The organism is Lentibacillus daqui (assembly GCF_027186265.1).
Taxonomy (GTDB): domain Bacteria; phylum Bacillota; class Bacilli; order Bacillales; family Amphibacillaceae; genus Lentibacillus_C; species Lentibacillus_C daqui.
The window spans coordinates 1,161,560-1,180,307 of sequence record NZ_CP114176.1 but is presented as its reverse complement, the minus strand read 5'-3'; the positions used below and the strand labels follow the sequence as shown (position 1 = coordinate 1,180,307).

18 protein-coding genes are annotated in these 18,748 nt (G+C 39.5%); 5 read left to right on the top strand and 13 right to left on the bottom strand.

The genetic code is table 11. From position 1 onward, the window contains the following. Window positions 1-18: 18 nt before the first annotated feature. Window positions 19-774, bottom strand: coding sequence for an acyl-[acyl-carrier-protein] thioesterase (locus O2S85_RS05965; RefSeq protein WP_269411772.1), 756 nt, complete (start codon window positions 772-774; stop codon window positions 19-21). Window positions 775-1,039: 265 nt separating this feature from the next. Between O2S85_RS05965 and O2S85_RS18760 the strand changes: the two genes are divergently transcribed. The 3 genes from O2S85_RS18760 to O2S85_RS05955 all read left to right on the top strand — a co-directional run bounded on the left by O2S85_RS18760 (window position 1,040) and on the right by O2S85_RS05955 (window position 3,886). Next, a complete protein-coding gene (locus tag O2S85_RS18760; protein ID WP_367746733.1) occupies window positions 1,040-1,201 on the top strand; it encodes a DUF255 domain-containing protein in 162 nt (53 codons plus the stop codon). Between the two features lie 37 nt (window positions 1,202-1,238). Beyond that, window positions 1,239-3,125: a thioredoxin domain-containing protein gene (locus O2S85_RS05960; protein ID WP_369419895.1), complete on the top strand. Its 1,887-nt coding sequence runs from the start codon at window positions 1,239-1,241 to the stop codon at window positions 3,123-3,125. Between the two features lie 194 nt (window positions 3,126-3,319). Further along, on the top strand, window positions 3,320-3,886 hold the full coding sequence (locus O2S85_RS05955; RefSeq protein WP_269411771.1) for a DJ-1/PfpI family protein: 567 nt from the start codon (window positions 3,320-3,322) through the stop codon (window positions 3,884-3,886). Between the two features lie 65 nt (window positions 3,887-3,951). Here O2S85_RS05955 and O2S85_RS05950 read toward each other — a convergent pair whose 3' ends face one another. Next, window positions 3,952-5,307, bottom strand: a complete 1,356-nt coding sequence (locus O2S85_RS05950) for a uracil/xanthine transporter (protein WP_269411770.1) — start codon at window positions 5,305-5,307, stop codon at window positions 3,952-3,954. Between the two features lie 42 nt (window positions 5,308-5,349). Then, on the bottom strand, window positions 5,350-6,327 hold the full coding sequence (locus O2S85_RS05945; RefSeq protein ID WP_269411769.1) for an oxamate carbamoyltransferase subunit AllH family protein: 978 nt from the start codon (window positions 6,325-6,327) through the stop codon (window positions 5,350-5,352). Between the two features lie 158 nt (window positions 6,328-6,485). Here O2S85_RS05945 and O2S85_RS05940 point away from each other — a divergent pair, with 158 nt between their 5' ends. After that, on the top strand, window positions 6,486-8,129 hold the full coding sequence (locus O2S85_RS05940) for a PucR family transcriptional regulator (protein WP_269411768.1): 1,644 nt from the start codon (window positions 6,486-6,488) through the stop codon (window positions 8,127-8,129). A 73-nt stretch (window positions 8,130-8,202) separates the two neighbouring features. On the opposite strand, the gene O2S85_RS05935 is transcribed toward O2S85_RS05940, so the two are convergent. From O2S85_RS05935 to O2S85_RS05905, 7 genes are all read right to left on the bottom strand, one after another. Next, on the bottom strand, window positions 8,203-8,649 hold the full coding sequence (locus O2S85_RS05935) for a nucleoside deaminase (RefSeq protein WP_269411767.1): 447 nt from the start codon (window positions 8,647-8,649) through the stop codon (window positions 8,203-8,205). 27 nt (window positions 8,650-8,676) lie between these two features. After that, window positions 8,677-10,035, bottom strand: a complete 1,359-nt coding sequence (locus O2S85_RS05930; protein ID WP_269411766.1) for a nucleobase:cation symporter-2 family protein — start codon at window positions 10,033-10,035, stop codon at window positions 8,677-8,679. A gap of 249 nt (window positions 10,036-10,284) precedes the next feature. Continuing rightward, the gene (uraH, locus tag O2S85_RS05925; protein ID WP_269411765.1) at window positions 10,285-10,638 is read right to left on the bottom strand and encodes a hydroxyisourate hydrolase; all 354 of its coding nucleotides are present in this window, start codon (window positions 10,636-10,638) and stop codon (window positions 10,285-10,287) included. After that, complete coding sequence (gene pucL, locus O2S85_RS05920; RefSeq protein ID WP_269411764.1) at window positions 10,635-11,612, bottom strand: factor-independent urate hydroxylase; 978 nt, start codon at window positions 11,610-11,612, stop codon at window positions 10,635-10,637. Before pucL ends, uraH begins: the two co-directional genes overlap by 4 nt. A gap of 21 nt (window positions 11,613-11,633) precedes the next feature. Further along, window positions 11,634-12,134 carry a 2-oxo-4-hydroxy-4-carboxy-5-ureidoimidazoline decarboxylase gene (gene uraD, locus O2S85_RS05915; RefSeq protein ID WP_269412491.1) on the bottom strand — a complete coding sequence of 167 codons (501 nt, stop codon included), beginning with the start codon at window positions 12,132-12,134 and terminating at the stop codon, window positions 11,634-11,636. 274 nt (window positions 12,135-12,408) lie between these two features. After that, a complete protein-coding gene (locus O2S85_RS05910; RefSeq protein ID WP_269411750.1) occupies window positions 12,409-13,590 on the bottom strand; it encodes an IS256 family transposase in 1,182 nt (393 codons plus the stop codon). Between the two features lie 268 nt (window positions 13,591-13,858). Continuing rightward, a complete protein-coding gene (locus O2S85_RS05905; protein ID WP_269411763.1) occupies window positions 13,859-14,005 on the bottom strand; it encodes a hypothetical protein in 147 nt (48 codons plus the stop codon). Window positions 14,006-14,171: 166 nt separating this feature from the next. On the opposite strand from O2S85_RS05905, the gene O2S85_RS05900 reads away from it, so the two are divergent. Further along, a complete protein-coding gene (locus O2S85_RS05900) occupies window positions 14,172-15,533 on the top strand; it encodes an IS4 family transposase (RefSeq protein WP_269411003.1) in 1,362 nt (453 codons plus the stop codon). Here the strand turns inward: O2S85_RS05900 and allB are convergent. From allB to allE, 3 genes are all read right to left on the bottom strand, one after another. Then, window positions 15,483-16,751: an allantoinase AllB gene (gene allB / locus O2S85_RS05895; protein ID WP_269411762.1), complete on the bottom strand. Its 1,269-nt coding sequence runs from the start codon at window positions 16,749-16,751 to the stop codon at window positions 15,483-15,485. The two genes, O2S85_RS05900 and allB, sit on opposite strands and share 51 nt — an antisense overlap. A gap of 70 nt (window positions 16,752-16,821) precedes the next feature. Continuing rightward, window positions 16,822-17,871, bottom strand: coding sequence for an ureidoglycolate dehydrogenase (gene allD, locus O2S85_RS05890; RefSeq protein WP_269411761.1), 1,050 nt, complete (start codon window positions 17,869-17,871; stop codon window positions 16,822-16,824). A gap of 106 nt (window positions 17,872-17,977) precedes the next feature. Then, on the bottom strand, window positions 17,978-18,742 hold the full coding sequence (gene allE / locus O2S85_RS05885; RefSeq protein WP_269411760.1) for a (S)-ureidoglycine aminohydrolase: 765 nt from the start codon (window positions 18,740-18,742) through the stop codon (window positions 17,978-17,980). Between the last annotated feature and the right edge of the window lie 6 nt (window positions 18,743-18,748).

The window sequence follows — 18,748 nt, the reverse complement described above, 5'->3', positions numbered from 1 at the left end:
ATTTACATGACCAGATAACTAATTTTTCTCTTTAACCTCCGCCCTTGCTTTAAAAACGGTTCGCTGATCTTTTTCATTCACCCCTTCTATGTATACCTGATTCGCACCTTCAGATGTATCTTTATATAAAACAATCCTATTGCCTGGCATTGCCTCATTCATGAAATGGACCTCAATCGTTTTCACATCGAACTTCTCATGTTCTTCCATATCAAAGCAATCCATGATATAGTCAACATATTTGGAATTGTTCAAATGACCATTGAAGTCAATATCACTATAACCAATTACCTTTTTATAGGAAGTTTTAAGCTCGCCGGAATGCTTTAACTTACCCAATTTGCAATCGATTGCCCGTTGTGTAATAATTTCCGGATAGGTAAAACCGATAACTTCTGTTCTTTTTAACTTTCGCTGTTGAATATCCATAATCACCCATGCTGAAACTGCTCGTACGATAATATTTCCTTCACGATCCCTAACAATATAGTCCCGTTCAAATTCCAATTTTTTCGGTTCTAACGGCCAAGTTTCGATCGTAATTTCCTCGTCCAAAACCGGGTTTCGAATCATATCGACACGAATTCGCATTAGTATCCATGCAACTCCATATTTTTGTTCCAATGTATGAATGCCAAATCCAAGATTAATTGAAGCAAGGCTGGCAACATCCTGAAAATAGCTAAACAACGTACTAAGCTTTAGTTGCTTTTTAAAATCAACATCCCGTAAATCGACATGATAATTCTCTTTGAACACTGTGACAGCTTCCATTTTATTTCTCTCCCTATAATAAGTCTTGTCTATATGATAGCAAATGTTATGTGATTTGTAGTAAATATGAATCCATTCAGTCGAAGCAAACTGAAGCCAATTAATTACAAGCGATCGGCTGTTTGATGAAATAAACAAGTTTTTTAAACTAAAGTTATTATAACATTACGTCATTTAGAAAATAAAAATTTTGCTATGATACATTTCGGTGGGTGATTTGTGGTAAAGTAGTGGTAAATAACTTTAAGAAAGAAGGTGATGCCTCATGACAACTAACAGAGAGCCCAATAGATTAATCGCAGAAAAGTCACCCTATCTATTACAACATGCGTATAACCCTGTAAATTGGTTTGCGTGGAGTGACGAAGCATTTGCAAAAGCGAAACGAGAAGGTAAACCCATCTTCTTATCTATTGGGTATAGCTAGTTGGTGGTCCTAATGCACATGTCATTGGTGTCACGTCATGGCGCACGAATCCTTTGAAGATGAGGAAGTTGCCCGCTTATTAAACGACCATTATATTGCCATCAAAGTTGACCGGGAAGAGCGCCCGGATGTGGATGCCGTTTATATGAAAGTATGCCAAATGATGACGGGACAAGGTGGCTGGCCGCTTACGATTTTTATGACACCGGACAAAATCCCATTCTACGCTGGAACCTATTTTCCAAAAAAAAGTAAACATGGGATGCCCGGACTAACGGACGCACTCACCCAGCTTTATAAAAAATATACAAGTGATCCTAACCATATCCATGAGGTAATCAAAAGCGTAACAGATGCATTAGCACAAACTGTCGCAACCAAAAGCAACAATCGGCTGACATTGAATAGTGTCAAGGAAGCGGTCAATCAACTTGGTAAGCTTTTTGATCCGGAGTACGGCGGATTTGGTTCGGCACCGAAATTTCCCGCTCCACAGAACTTATTATTTCTATTAAGAAAATATCACTTCGATGATGACACCACTGCCTTGGAAATGGTGGAGAAAACATTACACGCCATGGCAGACGGGGGAATTTACGACCATGTTGGGTTTGGTTTTGCCCGTTATTCGACCGACAGAGCTTGGCTGGTTCCCCATTTTGAAAAGATGTTGTATGATAATGCTTTATTATTAATGGCTTTTACCGAATGCTATCAGATTACGGATGACCCTTTTTATAGGCAGGTAGCTGAGCAAATCATTACGTTTGTTATGCGGGAAATGACCAGTTCTGAGGGGGCATTCTATTCGGCAATCGACGCTGATTCGGAGGGTGAAGAAGGAAAATATTATGTGTGGGATTATGAAGAAGTATTCGAAATCCTTGGTGAAGAACTGGGTGATTTATATGCGACCATCTACAATTTGACACCGTATGGAAATTTTGAAGGAAAAAATATTCCAAATCTAATTCATACTAATAGTTCCAGTTTTGCTGATGAATTTGGACTAACCCCAACGACTTTACAAGAAGAATTGGAAAAGGCACGGAAAGCATTATTACAATCCCGGGAAAAACGAGTTTACCCACATGTTGACGATAAAATTTTAACATCATGGAATGCACTCATGATTGCTGCCTTGGCGAAAGCGGGAAAGGTTTTCAAGCAGGAAAAGTACCTTGCTGCTGCAGAAAAAGCATTACGTTTTATCGAGTCCAATCTTTTTCGTGATAATCGTTTAATGGCACGCTATCGGGATGAAGAAGTAAGATATCTTGCCTACATTGATGATTACGCCTTTTTGCTATGGGCTTACTTGGAGCAGTATGATGCAACATTTTCATTGGATGCCTTGAAAAAAGCCAAAGCGCTTGCCAATGAAATGATTGACCTATTTTGGGACCATAAAAATGGTGGTTTTTTCTTTAACGGTCATGACAGTGAAGAACTAATTTCGAGGGAAAAGGAAATTTACGATGGAGCACTCCCATCAGGCAATAGTGTCGCAGCAGTCATGCTTGTTCGTTTAGCATCCTTAACCGGAGAAATGGAATATCAAGAAAAGACAGAGGAAATGTATGCTATCTTTTTTAACGATATCAACCATTATGCACTAGGTAGTACCTTTTTCTTGCAAAGTCTTCTGTTAACGGAACAACCAACAAAAGAAGTAGTTGTGGTTGGTAAAGGGAATGATCCAGCTAGGCAGGAACTGTTAACTGAGCTGCATGGCCAGTTTTTACCGGATATCAGTGTACTTGTCGGTGAATCCGCAGAAGAGTTATCTTCCGTTGCTCCATTTGCCGCTGCGTATAAAAAAATTGATAATCAGACAACAATTTATGTATGTGAAAATTTCGCCTGTCAACAGCCAACAACAGACATCGAAAAAGCCCTAAAGATGATATATGGACGGGGGTAGGATTTCTCTGCCCCCAATAAACTCTATTTTGATGATTCAGCTGTCATTTGTTTAGGTACCTGGCACCTGTACAGTTTTGAATATTCACATTAGTGCGGGTGCCCGGCACTGTTACAATTTCCTTACATGAGAAGGACTATTCCATCCGCGGGTCGAATAGTATATTTAATCACATTTGAAGGAGGGTTTTATACATGGCAAAAAAGATTTTGATACTTGCAGGTGATGCAGTAGAGGCATTGGAAATTTACTATCCATATTTCCGTTGTCTGGAGGAAGGGTATGAACCGACAATTGCAGCTGCCAGTAAAAAGCAATTGCATACGGTTGTACATGATTTTATCGGCTGGGAAACATATACCGAAAAAGAAGGCTACCTAATTGAAGCGAGTGCTACCTTTGCAGATATTAATCCAGCAGACTATGATGGACTGATTATACCGGGAGGACGAGCACCAGAACATATCCGATTGAATGAACATGTTCCCGGAATTGTTAGCCACTTTTTTGAAACCAACAAACCGATAGCGGCTGTCTGCCATGCCAGCATGGTTCTAACCACTGTTAAGGAATATCTGAAAGGAAGAGAAATGACAGCCTATATTGCTTGCAAACCGGAAGTTGAAGCGGCTGGTGGCAGTTATGTTGAGAAGCCATTGCATACGGATGGAAACCTTGTCTCCGGTCATGCCTGGCCTGATCTCCCCGGATTGATGAAGGAGTTTGTTAAACAAGTGAATCAGGCGAACGTTGAAGTATAAATTTCTCAAAAAAAGGAAAGAGGCGTTCCTAATCTGGACGCCTCTTTCTTTTTTATTCCGCGCTTTTATTGGCTATTACCAAGTTTTGGTGAGACATGGGAAGAATCGTCCACGCGCCCCACTTCTCCAATGCGATCCCATTTAAATACATTTTCCAGTATCAAGGCCAGGATAATTCCTACCAGAAGTCCACTGCTAATTACTGGCCGGATAAAGTCTGGCAGGGAGTCAAAATAGGATAATGGCAGTGTCATAATAATAATTCCGACAAATAGCGGGATTGCTGAGCGGTAGACATTAAGTGTATTGAACTTAACTTGTTTGAAAAAATCCCATGACGAGTTTAACAACTGCAAATATGAAACAAATAATACAGCACTCCCAATACTCAATGGCAATAATGAAAAAAAGTGTCCGATTGGAGGAATAATCCCCATCACAAAGAACATGAAACCACCGAGAATAAATGGCAATCGTTTAGTAACTCCGGTTTGGCTCAAGAACCCGATAGACGACACATATGGAGCGTATGGGACAAGTCCAAGCACACCAGCAATGCCTGTAAAAATACCGGTAATCGTAAACGAGCGGCGATATTGCCCTTTTGTTGTTTCCTCACCATACATGCTGTCGGTTCCTTTAAGTGCTCCAAATGTATTAGCGGTATTTAATAGCCCGGCGATAACCGCAGTAATGATCACACCCACATCGAATGCAGGCTTTCCGAGCGGGAATAGTTCAATTCCGGCTGACCCTGATTGTTCAACTGTATTTTGTTGGCCAAATGTTAGATTATATACAATCCAGCCAACGATGATCCCAATTAGTAGTGCATAGCGTCTAACAGATGGCGATGCTTTAATACTGATGATCGTTACAATAATCGCAATAATAATAGATAATAGCGAGATGGACAAATCAATGGTTGCCGAATCCGCATCATTACCGAATGGGATTCCCAGCATTCCTTTTAAAAATATCCCGATTAATTTTACACCGAATAAAAACATAAACACGCCCATAACACCCGGGTTAAATAACTTGGCAAGATATGGTCCGAGTCCTGTAATGCCAATGATAATAGTCAGAATTCCGGAGATGATTACACCAACTGTCAGACTGCCACCCAAGACAGGTAAAGGCATTCCTTGGGCAACTGCGGTGGAACAAAGTGTCAAAATCACCCCCCACCAAAGTCCTGAATTCCCTTCCATAATTGCACGTTTATGACCAAATAAACCTTGAACTATACATGCGATTCCTGTTATGACAAATGATAGTTGCAGCAGACCAGCCGTTTTTTCTTGTGGGAGTTCAAATGCCGCCCCAACCGTAATTGGTATGACAACAATATTGGTAAAAATAAAAAAGAGCCACTGTAAGCCCGATAACCAATTGCTAGATTTTAATAGTCCGTCCATGACCTCCACCGACCTTTTCATATTCGGAAAATGATTTTGTTCCTAATGATCTTCATTGTTTGTAACATCAATGGTTCTCGCAAACGTTTTTTTCCAACGTATGGCCTTTATTCCTAATAATATACCAATTAACGTATCTGTTCCGGAAGTATGACCTATTTGCCGCATGATTTCCATTGCATTTATAAGCTTATTTACATCTGATTGTACAAGCCTTTTACATAAATAAATCAGATGGGAGTGGAATTGGTTTTCAGCTGCATAAAACAAGTATTCCAGACTAATCTTTGTTGTCTTTTGTTTTCCATGTTCCACCAAAAAATGTTTTAATTTACGACTGAAAATACTATCTGACTGATTAAAAATGTGTAGCCCCGCACATATACCAGTTATCATATCATCTCCGCTTGGAGTCAGACCTGGTCCTCTGCCAATCCAATAATGAAAGACCGTATCTGCATTAATTAAATGATCGTCACCGGCAAGCCGTAATAAATCATGCATTGGCTGTAACGTTGACTCCTTTACATTGGGGACTTTCGGGAATAGAAAATTGGTAAATATCTTCTTTATTGCTTTATGGTCACTTACAATACCTGTTTGCCATTCCTGTTCAAATAATTTTTGTGCTGCAAACGCTACATTTCTATCTAGTACTACCTGATTAAGTTGGTTTATGATCAGCGAGTTGTGAATAACTTTAGCAGATTCAAGCAAAAGACTCTGATCCGCGAAAACAATGCTATTAAGATTTTGATCCCATCTTACCACCTGGCCTTGGCTAATACGACGAGTCAACCTTTGCAACCTTTGCAAATCCACACCAATACCAAATGGTGCGATGCCATGCTTCATCGGGCCGATATGGATCAATTGGTCTGCAAAAATCAAATTAAAACTTGTTGCAAATACACTATGAACCTTTCCCGCCACTTTGTATTCAAGAATATCATAAATTCCGGAACTTAGCATACATGCTTTTAATCTCTTTACAGATACGATAGATTGATTTTTTTTCATACAAGTTCACACCTTTAATCATAGTATAGTGAAACGCAAAATCTGCGTCATTAGCTACAACAGATAAAATGCGAGTAGCTTTTTGTTTACTTTTAACTATATTAACGATATAGTATAATTAGTTTGATGTTTTAAAAAACTTTTATTTGGAGGATAAAATGAAAGCGCTTAATGACCTGTTTATTTTGGAAGGGATGAAAGATAGCACCGTTTTGGCGGGACATCGGGGGCTTACCAGGCATGTGCAGTTTGTTAATATTTCCGATACTCCTGACGTTATTCAATTTTTGGACAAAAATCACTTGCTGCTGACAACCGCGTATCCGTTTAAAGATAACCCTCAAAAATTGTGTGAGTTAATTAAACAAATGCACGCCCTAAATTGTTCTGGTATGGTAATGAAAGTTAAACGATTTTTAAAGGAACTGCCTGATGAAGTAAAACTCTTGGCTGATAATCTATCATTCCCTCTTATTGATTTGCCGTTGCAATATACACTTGGTGATGTTTCACGACATATATTAAACTTTTTAAACAATCATGAAGCAGAACAACTTTACTATGCACTTCATATTCAAAGAGAATTTTCCGACATGATGTTTAGAGAATATAATCTGCAGGCACTAATTGGCCAGCTTGGACATTTTTTGGAACGTCCGGTTATTTTATTAAACCACCGAGGCGATTTCATATCCCACAGCTATGATTTTCAAAAGGATTCGATGAAGATCGCCGAAAAAGAAATTATTCAGACTGTTAAACAGGATATTGATAATATACGTGAAGGGGCTACATTTACAACCTCTGTTTTGGCAGAGCAATCTGTAACTTCTTTTCCGGTACAAACAAAACGGAAATACCCAAGCATGCTGATCATTATTGATTATACGACACTACCTTATCCATCTTCACAAATAGCAATCGAACAAGCAGGTAACGTTCTTTCGTTTACGATGATCAAGGAACAGGCAATAAATGAGAATTCCCGATTATTAAAAAACAATTTTTTTGCCGACTTGATTGAAGAGAAAATTCAGTCAGAGAAAGAAATTATTAGCAGAGCCAACTATTATGGGTTAAAAACTGACATGGAAAGTATTTGCATTGTATGTGCAATTGATACGGAAGGAGAAAATTACGAAACATTGCGCCCTAATAAAAAAAACATTGCAGAACTCCATAACAGCATCTATGATCAGCTGGAGGATGAATTAATGAACGCCAACTTAAACGCAACTATTTTTACCAGAGGGAAATTCTTTGTTATGTTGCTTCAATTTCCCGAATACACGGAGTCCGTAATGAATAGAATCAAAGATTTCATCGAGGTTGCCCGGGACAACATACAAGAGGAATTCTCCATTTCATTCGGGATCAGCAATCAAATCCAGCGACTAAATGACATTCCTGTAGCCTATCAAGAAGCTGTTGAAGCCATTAAAAATGGATATTTGTTAAAAAAGAAAGGATTTATCAATTTTTACAAAACCAAAGAGGTAAAAGAGTTATTAAACATCATTCCTCGCAAAGATTTACAAGCACTTTATGAGAACACGTTTAAAATGCTTGCATATCCAAATACAAAAGACGACCAGGAGCTGGTAAAGACAATAGAGGTTTACTTGGATTGCCAATGTGAAATATCAGAGACATCCCGAAAACTATTTGTTCACCGTAACACGGTAAAATACCGGATTAAAAAAGCTGAGGAACTCCTTAATTGTTCTTTCCAGGATCCGGATGACTCCTTGCGTATACGTGTTTCTTTAATCATCGGAACCATTCTTAAAGAAGATAAATAACCACTTTTACTACACTTATTACCTCAAGAACCGCATGAAAACTGATCAAAGGTTTTCATGCGGTTTCCAGGTACTACAAATGTTCAACCCAAAGCTTAATAGGATCTTCTATTTTTTCGGTTACTGGCATACAAATCATGGAATCCTTTAGTTTCTTAAGATCTTGATCAGTCATTACTTCAGATTGCGGGAACCCTTTATGCACTGCATCAGCAAGCGAGGAACAATAATATATCTCTCTAATACCGGTAAAATACATTGCTGTAAGGCACATCGCACATGGCTCACCGCTGGCATACATGATGAAATCTGACAGATCGTTTGTCTTTTGCTCACGCTGTACTTTACGGATAGCACTAAGTTCTGCATGACCCGTGATATCAAATGTCTTGTGCAGTGTATTCACACCTTCTGCAATAACTTTATTATTTTGCACAAGTACCGCGCCAAACGGTTGTCCACCATCTCGAACATTTTCCAAGGCTAATTGGACAGCTCTTTCCATAAAAATTTTCATCATAACCTCCATGGACTAAAACTAATATTTTTAAGAATTAACAACTGAAGCGGCTTCTTTAGATGTTCTTTCTAACCTATTATTTACTTGTTCATTTTTCGCATTGTTATCAGTAGGTCCATTGAACCACCAGTTTAAAATAAAGCAAGCGATTGCCCCCATGGCCGGTCCGGTTTCCAAAATCATGCTTATCGTCTCTGGAAATTGTGCAAAGGCTTTTGCAGCACCATCCACTGCAATTCCGATTCCGACACCAACCCCAACAATCAATTGATTGGATGTCTTGGACAAATCATCTTTTGCCATCATTTGCAATGATGCGGAAATAAGCATGCCAAACATTGGTATCATTGCACCGCCTAGTACCGCCGATGGAATCATTGTAGTAATCGCTGCTACTTTGGGCACCAAACCAATGATAACTAAAATCAGACCTCCTGCTGCGACCACGTATCTGCTTGTAACCTTTGTAAGTAAAACCAGTCCGACATTTTGCGAGAAGGTGGAGTGATTAAAGGAATTAAAAATACCACTAATGATCGTACCGATACCTTCTGCCCTAAGGCCAATTTTTACATCATGTCCGTCAATTTTCTTGTTTGAAACTTCACCAAGGGCAAAAAATACACCGGTGCTTTCCACCATGATGATAATTGCAATCAATGTCATTGTGATAATCGCCGATAGATGGAAAGTGGGGAGTCCAAAGAAAAAGGGCTGAATAGCATTAACCCATGAAGCCTCTCCGAAAACAGAGATGTCCACCATTCCAAGGAAATAGGCAAAAACCGTTCCAATGAATAAAGACAGCAATATTGCGATGGACTTGATAAATCCTTTACAAAAATGATTAATCAGCAGAAAACTAATAAAGGTAAACAAGGCGGTACCAATATTTTTAAAACTTCCAAAGTCAGCTGCTCCAGCTCCACCGGCAGCATTTTCCATTGCAACAGGCATCAATGTTATACCGATGATTAATACAACTGATCCTGTAACAATTGGCGGAAAATAACGTACAAGTTTTTGGGCAAATTGCGATAGTATAGTCACGATGATACCCGAAGCAATAACTGCACCCAATATCCCCGTTATACTATATACTTTGCCAATTGATATTGCTGGACCAACGACAATAAACGAAATAGCCATCAACGCCGGTAGCTTGACTCCAACATGCCGGCCAAATCCAAGTGCCTGGATAAGAGTGGCAATACCGCATGTGAACAGATCAAACGATATCAAGTAGACTAGTTGATCCTGCGTAAGGCCAATGGCTGAACCAATAAGAATTGGCACTACTACCGCACCGCCATACATGACGGCAACATGTTGAAAACCTAATACAGCTGATTTTCCAAAGCCTAGTTTTTCATTAACATCGCTCATTATTAACGCTCCTCATTGTTTAGAGTAAAACTTCATTTCCAAAAGAGATATCTCACAGATCATCCGAATTGCTTGTCCTATTGTGAGCAAGCTATTTTCTATGTTTTACCTAACTCCTCTTGTGCAATAACATGAAGCGCTTTCATTGTCAGGAGTGGGAGGACATGCCACCTCATCAATTGTAAGAGATTCCAAAATACTGGAGAGGCAAGCTGTCCCCCTTTGTTCCAATCAGGACTTATAATGCTATCAGCTTCCCCGATAGGTACTATAACTCCACGGTGTAACCAGTAAAGGCACATGATAATGACTGTTATGATCCGCTATGCCAAAACGGATTGGAATTTTGTCCAAAAAAGGTGGCGCATGCAATTTTACTCCTTGTTCCCGAAAATAATCCGCCGTATAGAAAACAAGCTCATATTCACCTGGCTCGGACTCTTCCTCCGTTAACAAAGGGGTATCAACGCGTCCATCACTATTTGTTTTCATTTCGCAAACCAGTTTACGATTAGCCTGTGAGATAAGCCGCCATAATTCAATTTTCATTCCTTTGGCAGGGCCACCTTTAACTGTATCAAGCACATGTGTACTTAAACTCATACATGAACACTGCTTTGCTTATGCTTACGGTTTACTTTTGCTTCTTTAAGATCTTCACGGGTAACTGAGAAAGCTTGATATCCATATGGAAGAGGTGGCTCTGTGTACACTTTGCCTTCCGAATCACTTATATTTTCTACCACTTTTAACCATGTACGGTTATTGGTATAAAATTTAACATCATTTAGTTGTGGAAAACGTTCCAGAATTTGCAGTCCAATATGATAGACCAAATGCTGAATCGAGTTATTTTGCAAATCGTGAAATACGGACGCCGCTATGTCTCTTACTTGCTCTGCCGGCACATGATTGACTGCATCAAGAGAGGTTCCGTCGCTAACATCGTTGTACGTCCAGTCTATATCAACATAGATGAACAAATTTCGGTCCTTTTCCTCTGGCAACTGTGTATATTCATCTTGAACATATCCGTAAAATGAATTGCCAGTTATTTTAATGAGGTGAATGTCCTGAATACCACTTGCATAATCTACTATCTCTGCCCCATTACCAGTACGCTTTACAGTAACAGTAGCCCTTGCACGTTCCGTATGAGAAGGACGCAGCACAATACCGCTCTCTTCAATACCATTCTCTTTGGCAACATTTACCGGTCCAAATGGCACTTCCTGGCCGCTAATCACAACTTGATTGATTTGTGGATATTTGGCAATAAATCTTTTGGCAATCTCCGCCAGAAATCCATCAATGGTGGAATATTCAAATTCACCAGCCTGGCGTTGAATAAAGTTTTTCATTGAATCGGTTGCCACAAGATTCGTATTATCACCTTCAATGTAATTATGGAGAAAATCCCCATATAGAGCCACCTGAACATCTACACCAAAAATTATGTTGTCTCTTTTCGTAAAATTGGACTCCGGAATCGGATCTGCTGTCAATGGTTTTGCATACGTCCGGTATACAAATACGTCCTTTTTTCCATAATGCATCATTCTTTCGTTTGCCATCATAAAAACCTCCCAGTTTTATTATTAGATATCCTCTAACCTGTAACGAGCAATTTTATATATTTCCTGAAGCGCTGTATTTATTTCAGTTTCACGATTATTCATCAACCGTTCCTTTAAGGCATGCTTTATTTCATCTTTTGTATTTTCTTTTACAGCTACAATAAAAGGAATCCTAAATTTCTCTGTATATGCTTTATTAAGTTCCAGGAACTCCTTGCTTTCTGCTTCTGAAAGCTGATCAAGACCAGCACTGCTTTGCTCCTTTTGTGATTCCTTTGTCATGTGAACTTTACCAGCCAAATCGGGATGTGCTTCTATTAAATCTAGTTTTTTACTCCATTCGGCATGTTCAACAGCTGATATCATTGCTTGATGAAGTTCTGTTAGTGATGAAAAAGGGCGATGATACCAGGCAGCATCTGCTACCCATGGTGAATGCTCAAAGACAAACCCAAGCTTATGCACAAAAGCAGGTTTATCCAGATTGTTAATGTCGTTCAAATCCAATGACATCGCTATCATTCCTTTCAACTTACTGTCCGGGATCTTTTCTTAATTATGAAAAATCATCTCCTCCCACGCATAATCGACTGCTTTTCGGAATGGTTTTAGTTATCTATATCTAACCCCCATTCTGAATTATCGATTAATAATAGAATAAAACATAATATAGTATAAGTCACTGTAATATAGGTACTGTCAATAAGTTTGTGTAAATTAATAGAGTATCCTCGGAATTGGGATTTGTTTTCTGACACCTACCCTGGGTACCCAGGGTAGGTGTCAGAAAATTAAATCAGATATTATTTGGTTTCCCGTATCGTTTTTCAAACATGTCCTGTAGCTGCTGATAAGCGCTTGCGAATCCCCTTAATTTTCGTTCTCCCCATCTTTGGTTATAGTCGGTTACTTGAAGGTACACTACTTTTTCTGTCGCCCTTTCGCTTGGTAAACTGTTCATGGTTTTTGTGCGCTTCTTGATTTCCTTCATCGTCCGCTCGATGATGTTCGACGTGTATATCACGCGCTGGATAGACGATGGGTAATCCAGGAAAGTCAGAAGCACTTCTAGATCTTCTTCCCATGATTTCACGACTTTAGGATGCTTCGATTGCCAAACCTGCTTAAATGCGTTAAATTGCTTTCTGGCTTCTTCTTTGGTACTTGCCTGATAAATAGGTTTTAAGTCTTCTGCTATGGCTGTCTGATCCTTTTTACGCACGGCATTTAACGCATTGCGGATTTTATGAACAACGCATCGCTGGACATCGGCTTTTGGGTACACCTCTTTCATAGCTGTTTCCAACCCGGGAAGACCGTCAAACACACCAAGCAACACTTCTTCAGCCCCGCGCTCGTAAAGATCTATCAAAATCTCTTTCCAGCCCAAGGAACTTTCCTGACCGCCTACATAAAATCCGAGAATTTCGCGGTAGCCATTCTCATTAACTCCAATGACGAGGTAGACGACCTCATTGGCAACGTCATCCCGGCGCAACTTTAAATAGGTTCCGTCCAAATAGAGGACTGAGTAGCGTTTATTCAATGGGCGTTGCTGCCAGGCCTCAATATTTTCAACTGTCGCTTCCGTGATGTTACTGACGGTTGTGGCGGAGTAGGAAGATCCTAGCATATGTTCAATCATTTCCCCAATTTCACGCGTACTAACGCCTTTCTGATACATGCGCGTCACTGTTTCACCTACCCACTGATCACGGCGTTGGTAAGGATCAAATAATTCCGTCTGAAAGTCACCATGGCGATCACGAGGTACTGCGAGATCATCAATATGACCGTGTTTGGTATCAAGGGACCGTTTGTAATAACCGTTTTTCACTTGTTTCAATTCAGGGTGTTCTACCTCGAAAAACTGCTTTCTTTCTTCCTCCATGATGGTCTCCAACTGCTCTTTGACAAAGTCACGTACAAGGTTATCCAGTTGATTTATAAAGTCATGATCCGTTATACTTTGAGACATGGTAGGGTTTCTCCTCTCTTTATTTGTTGTCCAATTTTGAGGATACCCTACCTCTTTTTTTCGTCTCAAATATTTTACACAAACTATTTTACGTCATCGTAATATATAAACAAAATGTAAATCTGTATCTGTTTTATTTAGACAATAAAAACAGATATTTATTTATCTTGAATAACTTAATGTGCACTTTGAATAATAATTAGTTAGGACGCGGATTTAAAAAGTCCCGAAACCGCTTGACAAAACAGTTCCAGGACTTTTTTCATTATTAAACCGCTGGCATAAACTTGCCTCCAGGCTCCCCAATAATGCCTTTTCCCAATTCAAAAATAACACGACCACGCAGTATTGTTTTTGTAACACGACAATCAATTTTTCTTCCTTCATACGCACTATGTTTATTTTTATAACTCAACTTTCGCAGAGTAAAAATGACATCTAACCTTTATCTGGTAAAGTACTTTTGGAAATTCATTATGGACCTTGACATCTGCCTACTATAAAAAAGAAAAACACCTCCACTTTTGGTATAGTTTAATTGTCTAGAAAAAAACTCCCAAATAGAAGAGGTGCCTCCTACTATGATAGCGAATAATGACCAAAATAATCAAATGCCAACCGAATTAAAATCTGGTTTTAATGAATTAGAGATGCTTAAACATTTGCGGAAAGCCGGTATCACCAAAGGATTTGGGTTTTCTTGTGCTTATTTATTTCAGCTCCTATTTTGTTTGATTTTCGAACAGAAAAATTGGTTTCGATTGCTTGAAAGCAAAAAATCAGAAAGTCTGCCAGGGAAAGACACCATCTATCGCTTTTTAAACTATTCCAAGTATAATTGGCGCCGTTTTTTACTTTCACTAAGTGCTTCAACCATTTCTAAAGTAAGTCGGTTGACCAAAAATGATCGTCCAAAAGTGTTAATCGTTGATGACTCTGCCTATGAACGGAACCGGAGTAAGAAAGTAGAATTACTGGCTCGCTGTTTTGATCACGCATCTCAAAAAATGCGTTTTTACAAAGGTTTTCGTATGCTTACGCTTGGTTGGTCGGATGGTGCCACTTTCATGCCAGTCGACTTCTCCTTATTAAGCTCAAAGAAGTCAAAAATCAATGATATTTCGAATAAAGTAGACAAACGCACTTCTGGTTATAAAAGACGGGAAGAAGCCCTACAAACAGCTCCAGAACAACTACCATCTATGATTTCACGGGCACTTTCTGCAGGAATAGACGCATCTTATGTGTTAATGGATAGTTGGTTTACCCAGCAGCCACTGATTCAATCGATTGTGGAACAAGGTATAGACGTGATTGGTATGGTGAAAGCTACCAATCAACGTTATTTAGTTGATGAAAAACGGGTTAATTTAAAAGAACTTTATCGTCTAGCGAAACCAGCATCGGGAAACAAAAGTATCTTGCGCTCTATTCATACAACGATGGCAAACGGAGTACCAGTAAAAGTTGTATTCGTTCGAAATCGCAATAAAAGAAGTGAATGGTTAGCTATCTTAAGTACGGATTGTACGTTAACAGAAACAGAGATTATTCGAATTTACGGAATGCGCTGGGACATTGAAGTCTTTTTCAAGGCGACAAAATCTCTGTTGAAATTACAAAAGGAATTTCAAGGTAGATCCTATGATTCACTAATCAGCCACACGACGATTGTCTTTTCAAGATATATCCTTTTGTCTTGGCAAAACCGCTGTAGTACAGATGACCGCACACTTGGCGGGATGTTTTATGAACTTTGTGACGAAGTAAATGAACTGGATTGGGCAGTTGCATTACAACAACTAATCGAGCTTCTTGAAGATGCTTTGAATAAAACGAACAAGAAATTCAAAAAGTTAATCAAAAGTCAACTACAGTATTGGTTTGCGGGATTACCTAACTATATCAAGGTATACCTGCCTAGTTTGGGCTGCGAAAGTTGAGTTATAATATAAATGTTCCTTTTTTACGATATATGAGCTATCGGGATCAACGAGTATCATATCCGCGTCTTTTGAAATGGCAATTGTACCTTTATTAAATAAATTGAACCGTTCGGCCGGATGTGCAGCAATCAGATTTGCAAATTGGTTTATCGGCATACCATGTTGTTTTACAGCCAAATCAAACATAATATCAACATTATTTTGGGCACCGCTAATACCGCCCCATGCTTCAAAAAAGTTCCCTTCTTTCAAGTCCTCTGTACATGGAGAATGATCAGATGTTAACCAATCAATATTGCCTCGCATCAGCTCCTTCCATAACTTCTTTTGGTCATCTGCCTTTCTAATTGGCGGTTGGCATTTTGCTCTTGTTCCAATATTCCCCACTTCCTCAGCAGTAAGCGCAAAATAATGGGTACATGACTCAACAGTTACGTTAACGCCCGCATTGCGAGCGTTTAAAATTGCTTGAATGGCCTCAGAAGAACTAATATGAACAAAATGGAGCTTGCACCCTGTTTCTCCAGCAAAAAGCAATGCACGCTGTACTGCCTCTACTTCGGTAAAAATAGGGCGCGAGTCGGCATAATCCATTGCTGAAGTTTTTCCCTGGCTTATCATTTCCGTTTCAAAATTATCTGTTAGAACAGGATTTTCAGCATGGATGCAGAGCAATTGATCCAGTTCTGCACATTTCTGCATCCCTTTATATAAGGTATAATCATCTACATTTGAAAAATCACCTGGTGTATCGCTTCCACATGTAGATATGAAGCATTTAAATCCTTGAACACCAGCATCCGCAAGCGCCTGCAAATCTGCCAGATTGCCAGGTACAAGACCACCATAAAAAGCGTAATCAATGTAATTCTTGTTTTCTGCTGCTTCCAATTTCAGATCCAAAGCCTTCTTATTTGTTGTTGCTGGCAAAGCGTTGAGCGGCATTTCGATGTAACTAGTTGTACCACCTGCTGCTAATGCCTTTGTTCCCGTTTTAAATCCTTCCCATTCTGTACGGCCCGGCTCATTAATGTGTACATGTGTGTCAATCATTCCGGGCAACACATATTGTCCACCAGCATCAATAATTTCTTTGGCATCACCGGTGATAGAATCCGCAATTGCAGCAATTTTTCCTTTAGTTACCCCTATATCTACCTGATAAACACCTTCACTAAGTACGACGTTCCCGCCTCTTATAATTAAATCAAACACGATTTGCCCCCTTTTCAAAGGAATGGTCAAACAATCTTGTCACAGTATTCTAAAATGCTAGTATAGTAGACTACGTCGCAAATGGATCCTTGTGATTGTAGGCATTGTTATGGATTTTATCGGAAACAAGATAGGCATAGACTTCATCGACAATTTCTATTCCATCTTTTTTGTATTTTTCCTCCCTCTCCGCACTTCGCTGACCGGGATAGGATACATGATCAAAGCCTGATGCTGGTTTAATCTGGTTCAAGTCGGTCATGGTATTCGTTATATTTTTTTTGAAGTCATTTAAATTTGTAAAATAGGCTGGATTAATGACAATATGAAGTTGACCCAAGTTTCTGCCTGCACTTAAATCATGATACATTGATGACACTTTATTCCCAAATGGAACCCCAAGTAAAACACCAGATAAAATATCTACCATCATCATCAACCCATATCCTTTTGGACCTGCAATTGGTAATAACGCCTGCACCTCAAATGGATTAGTTGTTGCTTCACCCTTTTCATTAACAGCCCAATCCTCTGGAATGGATTCGTTTTTTGATCTTGCGTGCAGGATTTTGCCCCAAGCCTGAACAGTTGTTGCCATGTCAAACGTGATCTGTTTTCCTTCATTGCCCGGCGCCGCAAATGCAATTGGATTAGTCCCATAATAAGGTTCAGCACCGCCAAACGGTACTGCCATTGGATCTGATTGACAAACAGAAAGGGCGATTAAATCTTCATTGGCAGCCTGCTGGACAAAATAGGATAATGCTCCGCTATGGCTGATTCGCTTAACGCCGACAACTCCTATGCCATTTTCCCTGGCAAGGACGATGGCCTCGTCCATTGCCTCTTTTGCTGCAACATGCCCTGCCCCGTTATCGCCATCAAATAAACCGGAAGCTGGACCGGTTTTCTCGAATTGAAATTCAGGATTTGCATTAATCCCGCCTTTTGCAATTCTTTCTGCATAATATTCCACTCGCATCGCCCCATGGGAATGGACCCCCCTAAGATCAGCATGGACAAGTACATCTGCAACGCCACTAGCATGTGATTCCATTAACCCTGCCCGGTTCAGTTTAGTTTTTATAAGATCATGCAATTTTTCTTTTGACAGCTTCATTCATATGTCACCTCTTCACCCATTTCTATTGTGTGTATCAAGTTGACCAGTAAGTTTAAATCTCTATTTGTTCACCACAAAAGATCACGCTTCATAGTCATTCAGACTATAAATCTTCATCCCTGTTACAATCCTTGGAATAAAGGTAGGACATTTTTTCCCTGCCGACAGCATACGTTGCTTGCAGGCAATAAGGCGCCATATAAATGTAATCATCTTTTTTTACCGGTATCCAACGGTTGTCCAAATTATATACACCTTCGCCAGACATTAAATAAGCTCCATGCTGTTGTACATGTGTTTCAATAAACGGATGACAGCCTGCCGGATCAAAGGTAAGAATATGGAAATTCATATCGAAGGCAAGATCAGCTGGCAATAAATCCTGTAGTCGCATATTCGACATCCCTTCATAATCAATTGCTTCAATATCATGCGAATTTCCTGATACAACCCATGGCATATGACCCTCTAATGATTTATGCTTTTGTTTGTAAAGGAAAAGTTTCGCATCCCCATTTTGAATATTTTCTAAAAACAAAGGTACAGACGGGGGACAATATAAATAACCTCCACTCTCTAGGATAAACTCCTCACTATCTGCAAACGCTTTTATTTTACCTTCAAAAACATATACAAATGTTTCAATATCTTCCTGTCCACCAAATCCCTGTTTGTTTCCCCCGCCTTCATGAAGCGTTATAATGTAATCTACAAAAGTAGCACCAAGTTTCGGTGAACCCAAAATGCTCATCGTACAATTCTCAAATCCTGGTACAACGTTGTGTACACGGCCTTCAGGTGGAATAAGCGCAAATTTGAAAGGCTCAATAATTGCTCTGCTTGACAATATATCTGTTGGATATCCCATAAGCAA

Bases quoted from the DNA above. Each gene is read 5' to 3' on its own strand.
- O2S85_RS05960 (WP_369419895.1), top strand. From the start codon at position 1,239: ATGGCGCACGAATCCTTTGAAGATGAGGAAGTTGCCCGCTTATTAAAC.
- O2S85_RS05910 (WP_269411750.1), bottom strand. From the start codon at position 13,590: ATGTCTCAAAGTATAACGGATCATGACTTTATAAATCAACTGGATAAC.
- O2S85_RS05930 (WP_269411766.1), bottom strand. From the start codon at position 10,035: ATGAGCGATGTTAATGAAAAACTAGGCTTTGGAAAATCAGCTGTATTA.
- allE (WP_269411760.1), bottom strand. From the start codon at position 18,742: ATGGGATATCCAACAGATATATTGTCAAGCAGAGCAATTATTGAGCCT.
- O2S85_RS05940 (WP_269411768.1), top strand. From the start codon at position 6,486: ATGAAAGCGCTTAATGACCTGTTTATTTTGGAAGGGATGAAAGATAGC.
- O2S85_RS05900 (WP_269411003.1), top strand. From the start codon at position 14,172: ATGATAGCGAATAATGACCAAAATAATCAAATGCCAACCGAATTAAAA.
- allD (WP_269411761.1), bottom strand. From the start codon at position 17,871: ATGAAGCTGTCAAAAGAAAAATTGCATGATCTTATAAAAACTAAACTG.
- uraH (WP_269411765.1), bottom strand. From the start codon at position 10,638: ATGAGTTTAAGTACACATGTGCTTGATACAGTTAAAGGTGGCCCTGCC.
- O2S85_RS05955 (WP_269411771.1), top strand. From the start codon at position 3,320: ATGGCAAAAAAGATTTTGATACTTGCAGGTGATGCAGTAGAGGCATTG.
- pucL (WP_269411764.1), bottom strand. From the start codon at position 11,612: ATGATGGCAAACGAAAGAATGATGCATTATGGAAAAAAGGACGTATTT.
- O2S85_RS05945 (WP_269411769.1), bottom strand. From the start codon at position 6,327: ATGAAAAAAAATCAATCTATCGTATCTGTAAAGAGATTAAAAGCATGT.
- uraD (WP_269412491.1), bottom strand. From the start codon at position 12,134: ATGATAGCGATGTCATTGGATTTGAACGACATTAACAATCTGGATAAA.
- O2S85_RS05950 (WP_269411770.1), bottom strand. From the start codon at position 5,307: ATGGACGGACTATTAAAATCTAGCAATTGGTTATCGGGCTTACAGTGG.
- O2S85_RS18760 (WP_367746733.1), top strand. From the start codon at position 1,040: ATGACAACTAACAGAGAGCCCAATAGATTAATCGCAGAAAAGTCACCC.
- O2S85_RS05935 (WP_269411767.1), bottom strand. From the start codon at position 8,649: ATGATGAAAATTTTTATGGAAAGAGCTGTCCAATTAGCCTTGGAAAAT.
- O2S85_RS05965 (WP_269411772.1), bottom strand. From the start codon at position 774: ATGGAAGCTGTCACAGTGTTCAAAGAGAATTATCATGTCGATTTACGG.